This window comes from Helicobacter japonicus (assembly GCF_000762845.2).
In the GTDB taxonomy this organism is placed as follows: domain Bacteria; phylum Campylobacterota; class Campylobacteria; order Campylobacterales; family Helicobacteraceae; genus Helicobacter_C; species Helicobacter_C japonicus.
Map to the genome: position 1 here is coordinate 85680 of NZ_JRMQ02000006.1, position 8654 is coordinate 94333.

Annotated in this window: 8 protein-coding genes; 5 read left to right on the plus strand and 3 right to left on the minus strand. The window is 35.2% G+C overall.

The window, feature by feature from the left end; genetic code table 11:
* Positions 1-130: 130 nt before the first annotated feature.
* The 3 genes from LS65_RS05725 to LS65_RS05735 are packed head-to-tail and all read right to left on the minus strand — an operon-like array spanning position 131 to position 2414.
* Positions 131-1534 (minus strand): UDP-N-acetylmuramoyl-L-alanyl-D-glutamate--2,6-diaminopimelate ligase, encoded by a 1404-nt coding sequence (locus LS65_RS05725; protein ID WP_034360231.1) that lies wholly within the window; start codon positions 1532-1534, stop codon positions 131-133.
* Positions 1506-2132: a hypothetical protein gene (locus LS65_RS05730; protein ID WP_034360233.1), complete on the minus strand. Its 627-nt coding sequence runs from the start codon at positions 2130-2132 to the stop codon at positions 1506-1508. The genes LS65_RS05725 and LS65_RS05730 overlap by 29 nt, the downstream gene beginning before the upstream one ends.
* A 9-nt stretch (positions 2133-2141) precedes the next feature.
* Positions 2142-2414, minus strand: coding sequence for a NifU family protein (locus LS65_RS05735; RefSeq protein WP_034360236.1), 273 nt, complete (start codon positions 2412-2414; stop codon positions 2142-2144).
* Between the two features lie 229 nt (positions 2415-2643).
* Between LS65_RS05735 and LS65_RS05740 the strand changes: the two genes are divergently transcribed.
* The 5 genes from LS65_RS05740 (at position 2644) to LS65_RS05760 (ending at position 8551) form a co-directional block, all read left to right on the plus strand.
* Positions 2644-3651, plus strand: coding sequence for a DctP family TRAP transporter solute-binding subunit (locus tag LS65_RS05740; protein WP_034360239.1), 1008 nt, complete (start codon positions 2644-2646; stop codon positions 3649-3651).
* A 15-nt stretch (positions 3652-3666) separates the two neighbouring features.
* Entirely contained in the window at positions 3667-4284 is a 618-nt protein-coding gene (locus LS65_RS05745) for a TRAP transporter small permease (protein ID WP_034360242.1), read from the plus strand.
* Positions 4285-4297: 13 nt separating this feature from the next.
* Positions 4298-5572, plus strand: coding sequence for a TRAP transporter large permease (locus LS65_RS05750; protein WP_138129788.1), 1275 nt, complete (start codon positions 4298-4300; stop codon positions 5570-5572).
* Between the two features lie 17 nt (positions 5573-5589).
* The gene (locus tag LS65_RS05755; RefSeq protein ID WP_034360245.1) at positions 5590-7179 is read left to right on the plus strand and encodes an inorganic phosphate transporter; all 1590 of its coding nucleotides are present in this window, start codon (positions 5590-5592) and stop codon (positions 7177-7179) included.
* Between the two features lie 79 nt (positions 7180-7258).
* Positions 7259-8551, plus strand: coding sequence for a hemolysin family protein (locus tag LS65_RS05760; protein WP_201274338.1), 1293 nt, complete (start codon positions 7259-7261; stop codon positions 8549-8551).
* Positions 8552-8654 lie beyond the last annotated feature (103 nt).

Below are 8654 nucleotides of genomic sequence, written 5' to 3' on the forward strand. Positions count from 1 at the left end.
AGATAAAGAGAAGTAAATATTATTTTTTAGAGAATCCGTCCTGTAAAAAGTGTCTTTAGATTCCTTTTGTATAGCTTAATTCTCTATTTCAAAATTATAATCAATAGTGTAGAGACAAAATATAGAGGACCTAAAGTTTCTTATCTTGCCTATTAGCAAAATAAGCCCTTACAACTTCTCTATCGTCAAAATGTATCTTTTGTGTGCCAATGATTTGATAATCCTCATCACCTTTACCCAAAATCAACAATACTTCATCATTTTTCAACTCATCAAGTGCCTTGTATATTGCTTTTTCACGATTAGATTCAATGCAAATATTCCCATTTGTATCCATACCGCTTAATATATCATTAATGATGCTTTGGGGAGATTCAGTGCGAGGATTATCACTTGTTATATATATCTTATCTGCAAATTTTTGCGCACATTCTCCCATTTTTGGGCGTTTGCTCTTATCTCTATCACCACCTGCACCAAAGACCACAGCAACTTTTTGATGTCTAAAGCTTTCAAAAATTTGCTGCATACCATCGTGTGTATGTGCAAAATCTACAATGACAAGTGGGGAAGTATGCACAACCTCCATACGCCCACTTACTCCACCAAAATTTTCTAGTGCAGTAGCAACAGATTCCAAAGGTTTATTTGTGAGAATCTTCACTGCGGCAATTCCTGCAAGAACATTGTAAAGATTATGTTTTCCGTAAAGGTGTGCTATTATCGTGCCCTGTTCTACTTCTTCTTTAAATTTCCATAAAATATGCGCATCTATACCAGATTCTAAAGCATAAGCAGAAACGCTTAAATGTCCTTTTTTCTCTACTCCATAGAAAAATGCCTCTCTATCACTGCATCGAATATAAGGCTCATCTACATTTAAAAGCTTTAGTCCCTCACCTTCAAAAAAGCTATTCTTAACACGTCTATATTCATCAATGCTCTTATGATAATCTAAATGGTCGCTTGTGATATTTGTGAGAATCTTCAAGGCAAATGTAAGTCCAGCTATACGCTCCTGTGCAATAGCGTGTGAGCTAACCTCCATAACAAAAAAGTCGCATTCTTCTTGTGTAGCAATACATAAATCCTCATAAAGTTCAAGCAAACTCGGCGTTGTTAAACCTTTAGGCTTTATCTGTTTGTCATTCATAAACAATCCTCTTGTGCCAAGCAATGCAACCTTATAGCCCAAATCAAGTAAAATCGAGTAAATAATAGCAGCAGTAGTTGTTTTGCCATTTGTGCCAGTAATTCCTACAATACGTGTTTTTTGTGCATTAGCTTTGTCTAAAAGCACATTTGGGAGTTCATAAGATTCTATAATATTAAACTTTTGGGATTTTATAGAATCTTCAAGCTTTACCACAAATGAAGCATTCTGCTTACATTTTACAAGCAAAAGCGATTCTAGGTTTATATTTTCATACCCTTCTAGACTTTCACCTGCCAATAACGCACTCACTACACGCGTATCATCAGTAATCGCACTATAAAACTTATCTTTATATTTTATGTTTTTTGCGATTATCATTGCTAACCTTTTGAAGAATCTTTTCTATTTCTTTATCATAAATGACATTTTTTTTAAGAGATTCAATATATTCAAGAGACATATCTTGATAGTCATTTTCTACAAGTTGATTAAGGAAATCATAGAAGTCATTTTTGTTTGTAAAAATGATCTTTGTGCTAAAAATTAAATCTTCAAATGTTTTTTTAAAATTTTCTTGTGCGAGTTTCTTAAAATCTTGATACAAAATCCCTTCAAGAGAATCAGCACGTAAATTTTCAAGATTTTTCAAGAGAGCAAAAATACCATTTGTGCTTTTATCAAAACTTTGAATAGCCTTTAGAATCTGTGCTCTAGCTTTTGCTTTGCTGATTTCTTGCGAAAGTAAAAGTTGATAATATTCATACAAACCTAATGCTTGGTCTTCAAAATCTTGTGCCATATCTGAAAGAAGCAATCCAATGAGGGATTCTGTATTATTTGAATCAAGTTGAAGATTATGAGCAAAAATCTCAAAGGCTTGTTTGTATTGCTTTGCCATAAACAGCACAAAACCTTGTTTGTTATTTTTATTAATAATATGCCTTGTGCGTGTATCTGTGAGTTTAATAACTTCCATAAGCTTACTCTATAAATGGAATTGTGATTCCTCTCCGTGAGGCACATTCACAATGCTAATATCAGGGTGTATCTCTTCTTTTAAACGATTCTCAATAGCATATTTTAATGTATTAGCCGAGCTTGGACAGCCCTTACACGCACCTTCAAGCCGCACATACACTCTTGAATCTTTGATGCCTAGTAGAGTGATATCTCCACCATCAAGAGTAAGTGTTGGGCGGACTTTTTGTATCACCATTTCAACAGGCGATTGAAGCTCTTCATCACTAAAGGGGAACACCTTTTTTCTCTCCTTAAAAATATTTGTTATAGTATAAATCAATTAGCATTTTAGCTTATTTTTTCAAATGTTTTATCCTTAAAAAGTTACACAAATACAGAATCAAGGTTTTGTTTATAAATTACACAAGAATTTTATTTTTTTATCAAAATATATCACTCTAATATGTCTTAAAGGATATATGCGTATAGAATAACACTCTAAGAACGAAATCTTCAAAGGGGAAAAGATGAAAAAAATTGCAATCCTAGCATTAATCAGTGCAGTAACCCTAGTTTTTTTGGGTTGTAGTGATGATAAGAGCAAAACACAAGAAACATATAAAGTGAAATTCGCCCACGTGGTAAGTGCAAATACTCCTAAAGGACAAGCTGCTGATTTTTTTGCTAAACGAGTTGATGAACTTAGTGGGGGCAAAATCAAAGTAGAAGTATTCCCAAGCGCACAACTTGTTGATGATGACAAAGTTTTTCAAGAACTTACACGCAATAATGTGCAAATGGCAGCACCAAGCTTTTCAAAATTTACTCCTATTGCAAAAGAATTTAATATTTGGGATATACCATTTTTATTCCGTGATACAGAGCATTTGCATAAAGTAATGGACGGCGAAGTAGGACAGATTTTGAAAGATGTAATTTCTAAAAGAGGTATTGTTGCACTTGATTATTGGGACGCTGGATTCAAACAATTTAGCACAAATAAAAAGCCTATTATTCTACCCGAAGACGCTAAAGGACAAAAAATGAGAATTATGAGTTCAAAAGTGCTTGAAGAGCAAACAAAGGCAATCGGTGCAATTCCTCAAGTATTACCTTTTAGTGAAGTATATTCCGCACTTTCCACAGGTGTAGTTGATGCAGCTGAAAACCCACTCTCTAATCTCTATAATTCAAAGTTTTATGAAGTGCAAAGCTCCATTACACTTTCAAATCACGGCTATTTGGGCTATCTTGTTGTGGTAAGTGATGGATTCTGGAAGCAACTCCCCGATGAGCTTAAAGATATCTTTAAACAAGCACTTCACGAAGCTACTGAATTTGAACGTCTTGAAAGTGAAAAAGAAGAAAAAATTCTTCTTGAAAAACTCAAAAAAGATGATGCCACAAAAACACAAATTTACACTCTCGAAGATAAGCAAATAGCTATATGGAAAGAAACTATGCAAGCTATTTATCCTAAATTTTACGATCTTGTAGGGCAAGACTTGATTGAAAAAGTATTGGAAGTAAAATAATCACGAGGTAAAAAAATGCTTTCCTTGATTGCTAAACCATTTGTGTGGGCTCACCATAGCCCACTCGTCCATAGAATTTTCGCTATTTTAGATAAAATCATTGCTTCTATCAACAAAAATATTGCGGTAGCTGGCTTAACTATTGGTGTTATTATCACTGCAGTTAATGTATGTTGTCGCTATCTTACAGGACTTTTTCCCGATATTTTTCAACTCTCACTCACTTGGGCAGAAGAAATGGCACGATATTGTTTTTTATGGTCGGCATTCTTTGGCGCAGCATATGGCTTTAGAAAAGGTGTGCATATTAGTGTTACTATGCTTTTAGAAAAATTTCCACCTAAAGTTGCTAAAACTTGTGTAATTATCATACATACGCTAAATTCTGTATTTCTTGCTTTTATGACTTATGCTGGAGCTATGGTATGCTATGATAACTATATGCTTGGCTATATGAGTGAAGCTTTACACAATGTTCCTTTGTGGATTTTTCTCCTTTGTTTGCCTTTTGCATTTTTTGGTGCAACTTATCGCTCAATTGAAAAAATCTATGAAATATCTTGGATGGAGGCAAACAAGGTTGTCAAAAATACAGAAAATGAAATGATACACGATTCCGTGCTTAAAGATTAAATAGGGTTATCCAATGAGTGTTGCATACCTATTACTTGTTTTGTTTGGCTTACTTCTTTTAGGAGTGCCTGTGAGTATCGCTTTGGGAGTAAGCGCAATAAGTGCGCTTTTTATTTTTACCTCATACAATATAGTGGGTTCAGCTGAAATTATGCTTAATGGCTTAAAACCTGCCCTTATGGCAATCCCTATGTTTATCCTTGCTGGTTCTCTTATGAGCAAGGGAAGTTCAGCTCAACGCATTATCAACTTTGCAACTTCGCTTGTAGGGCATTTGCCCGGCGGTCTTCCCATAAGTGCAATTTTAGCTTGTATCATTTTTGCCGCAGTGAGTGGTAGTTCTCCTGCAACCGTTATTGCTGTGGGTTCAGTGATGTTTTTAGCCATTAAAAACGCTGGTTATCCTAAAAGCTATGCTGTTGGAGCAATCACTTCTGCAGGAAGCTTAGGGATTCTTATTCCACCTTCTGTTGTAATGATTGTATATGGTGTAACAGCTGAAGTATCTATTGAAAAACTCTTTATGGCAGGAATCGTGCCAGGCTTAATAATTGGTGTGATGATGATGCTTTATGCTTATATAGGAGCAAGACGTTTAGGATTCCAAGCAACTAAGCCAGAGAGCCTAGCATCACGTTTTAAAAAATTTCGTGAAGCCTTTTGGGCACTACTTATTGTTTTTGTCATAATTGGAGGTATCTATGGAGGTATATTCACCGCCACAGAGGCAGCAGGCATAAGTGCTGTATATGCGTTTATCATCTCTGTTTTTGTATATAAAGATATTAAACTTAAAGACCTCTATTCAGTATTTTTAGACGCGGCAATCACCACATCAATGATATTTTTTATTATTGGTTTTGCTGTAGTGTTTGCTCATTTTTTAACAAATGAGAGAATCCCTCATCTTGTAGCCGATTTTCTTGTCGCACAAAATATGACTTGGTGGGTATTTCTTATCCTTGTCAATATTGTATTATTTATTATGGGACAATTTATGGAGCCTAGCTCTGTTATTATGATTATGACACCTTTACTTTTACCTATTGCTATCGCACTTGGCATTGATCCCATACATTTTGGTATCGTAATGGTTGTTAATATGGAGCTCGGAATGCTTACTCCACCTGTAGGACTTAATCTGTTTGTGGCAAGCTCCCTTACAAACTTAAGCCTTAAAGATGTAACTTCTTCTGTGTTGCCTTGGCTTGGAGTTATGTTGGTAGGTTTGCTTCTTGTAACATATATCCCTCAAATCTCACTTTGGTTACCTAACCAAATCCATTAAAATATAAGGAGTTACTTATGGAATTTAAGGATATTAAACATATCGAAAAAGCACAAAAATTTAATCACGAAGATGGTATTAAAATATTCATTGTTCTTATATTCTTTTTAGTCATCTCATTGATTGCTGTTTTTGTTCATACGGGATACAATACCCTTCTCCTAGTGTTTGCAACCATTGTTGGTGGTTATATGGCAATGAATATAGGCGCAAACGATGTAGCAAATAATGTGGGACCAGCTGTAGGCTCTCAAGCAATCACACTTATTGGAGCAATCATTATTGCAGCTATTTGTGAAGCAATGGGAGCTATTATCGCTGGTGGTGAGGTTGTCGGAACAATTAAATCTGGTATCATAGATTCAACACAAATAGCTGAACCACGTATATTTGTAAGCTTAATGCTTGCAGCATTACTTTCTGGTGCAATTTGGCTTCATTTAGCTACCGTTATTGGTGCTCCTGTCTCTACCACACATTCCCTTGTAGGTGGTATCTTAGGTGCAGGAATTGTCGCTGGTGGCGCAGGAGTAGTCCATTGGTTGGAGCTTTTACGCATTGCTTCAAGTTGGATTATCTCACCCGTGCTTGGTGGCGTGATTGCAGTCGTCTTTCTCATTATCATCAAAAAAAGCATTACATACAAAGAAGATAAACGTGAAGCTGCTAAACGTGTTGTGCCTATTCTTATTTTTGTAATGACTTGGGCTTTTGGGCTTTACCTTATTATAAAAGGATTAAAAAAAATCTTGCCTGAAATTAATTTTATATTTTCTGTGCTTCTTAGCCTTGTGATTGCAGTCATAGTATTTTTTATCGTGCGCCCTATTATTGCAAAAAAAGCAGATTCTCTCCTCAATACAAAAGAAGATATTAATTCTCTTTTTACAATTCCTCTCGTTTTCTCAGCGGCACTTTTAAGTTTTGCACACGGTGCGAACGATGTAGCAAATGCTATTGGACCACTTGCAGCCATTAATGAAACTTTGGAATCTTTAGGTGAAGTCCTCCCTACTACAAAAGCCTCTGTGCCATTATGGATTATGCTTGTGGGTGGATTAGGTATTTCACTTGGACTTGCACTTTATGGACCAAGACTTATCCGAACGGTAGGAAGTGAAATTACTGAATTAGATAAAATGAGAGCATTTTGTATTGCTATGAGTGCAGCCTTAACTGTGCTTCTTGCTTCCCAGCTTGGATTGCCTGTAAGCTCGACACATATTGCATTAGGTGCAATTTTTGGTGTAGGATTTTTACGGGAATATCTTAAAAAACGTTACTATGAAATGCAACAAACTATTATAGAAGCACACAAAGGCAAAGATGCTCAAGAAGTAGAAGCGTTCCTTGAAAATTTTAATAAAGCAAGTATCAAGAAAAAAGGCTTAATGCTTGAAGCTCTAAAAAACAATAAAAATTTTAAACTAATGCCTCGCCTTGATAGAAAAGAGCGTAAATCGCTCAAAAAAGCTTACAAACAAGAACTTGTTAAGCGAAGTGCAATCAATAAAATTATCGCTTCTTGGCTAATCACCGTGCCTATATCTGCACTTCTTGGTGCATTTACTTATTATGTGATTATCAGTGCTGGTTTTGATATTTAGTTTTTTTAAAGATTTGATTAACTACAATTAAGGTTTTATTTTTAAAGGAGAATTTTTGGACCCATACTCGTCAGTCTTGATGCTTATTGTGGCATTGTTTTTGGTCTTCCTCAATGCCTTTTTTGTGGTTTCAGAGTTTGCAATTGTTAAGATTCGAAAATCTAAGCTTGAAGAGCTTGTAAAAAATGAAGTAAAAAATGCCTCTCTTGCTTTAAAAATGACATATTCACTTGATACTTATTTAAGTGCAACACAACTTGGCATTACCTTTGCCTCACTTGCGCTTGGGTGGGTAAGTGAAAATGCCTTTGCAAACCTTATTGCAATTCCCTTTGCCTATCTTTTGGAATCTTCTCCTTTTCTCGTGCATTCTATTGCCTCAATCCTTGCTTTTATCCTTGTAACACTCTTACACGTTGTGCTTGGTGAGCTTGTGCCAAAGTCAATTGCTATTGCCAAAACAGAATCTGTAGTGCTTTTTGTAGCGCGACCACTTTATACATTTTGGCTTATTTTTTCTCCACTTATTAAGCTCTTTGATATTGTCGCTGCTTTTTTCTTAAAACTTATCCACATAACTCCTGCACACGAAAGCGAAAAAGCACATAGCGATGAAGAACTAAAAATTATCGTAGGAGAGAGCCTTAAGGGTGGATTTTTAGATTCTATTGAAGGAGAAATTATCAAAAATGCGGTAGATTTCTCTGATACTCTTGCCAAAGAAATTATGACACCCCGTAAAGATATGATATGTCTTAATGCACAAGATGATTATGAAAAAAATATTGAAATTGTATTGCAAACAAATCACACACGCTACCCATATTATCAAGATTCTAAAGATAATATTTTAGGTATGATACATATCCGTGATTTATTTGAAAATACAATGAGAAATGGTGAGCGCAACCTTAAGCATCTTGTGCGTAATATGATTATTGTGCCAGAGAGTGCGCATATCTCCGAGATTTTAAATACTATGAATCGCCAACAAATCCATACTGCACTTGTTGTTGATGAATATGGTGGAACTTCTGGACTTCTCACAATGGAAGATATTATCGAGGAAATTATCGGTGATATTTCTGATGAACACGATTTGAAAAATGAGGATATGAAACAGCTTGATTCACAAACTTATGAATTTGATGGAAAGCTTGATGTATATCAGATTGAAGAAAAATTTAATATTACTTTTGAAAATACAAATGATCATATTACCATAGGCGGCTATGTTTTTGGCTTACTAGGACGGCTTCCTGTGGTGCAAGATAAAATTAGTGATGAGTATTTTACTTTTGAAGTGCTTGAAATGGACGGCGCAAGAATTAAAAAGCTCAAAGCAACCTATAAAACACAACAGCTCCCATAAAGGCTCTCTATGCTCTTTAGTTCTTTTGCATTTATCTTTGCTTTTTTGCCTTGTGTTTGGATTATTTTTCATATACTCAAATACATAAGCATAAAACAAGATT

Bases quoted from the DNA above. Each gene is read 5' to 3' on its own strand.
- LS65_RS05725 (WP_034360231.1), bottom strand. From the start codon at position 1,534: ATGATAATCGCAAAAAACATAAAATATAAAGATAAGTTTTATAGTGCG.
- LS65_RS05730 (WP_034360233.1), bottom strand. From the start codon at position 2,132: ATGGAAGTTATTAAACTCACAGATACACGCACAAGGCATATTATTAAT.
- LS65_RS05740 (WP_034360239.1), top strand. From the start codon at position 2,644: ATGAAAAAAATTGCAATCCTAGCATTAATCAGTGCAGTAACCCTAGTT.
- LS65_RS05745 (WP_034360242.1), top strand. From the start codon at position 3,667: ATGCTTTCCTTGATTGCTAAACCATTTGTGTGGGCTCACCATAGCCCA.
- LS65_RS05750 (WP_138129788.1), top strand. From the start codon at position 4,298: ATGAGTGTTGCATACCTATTACTTGTTTTGTTTGGCTTACTTCTTTTA.
- LS65_RS05755 (WP_034360245.1), top strand. From the start codon at position 5,590: ATGGAATTTAAGGATATTAAACATATCGAAAAAGCACAAAAATTTAAT.
- LS65_RS05760 (WP_201274338.1), top strand. From the start codon at position 7,259: ATGCTTATTGTGGCATTGTTTTTGGTCTTCCTCAATGCCTTTTTTGTG.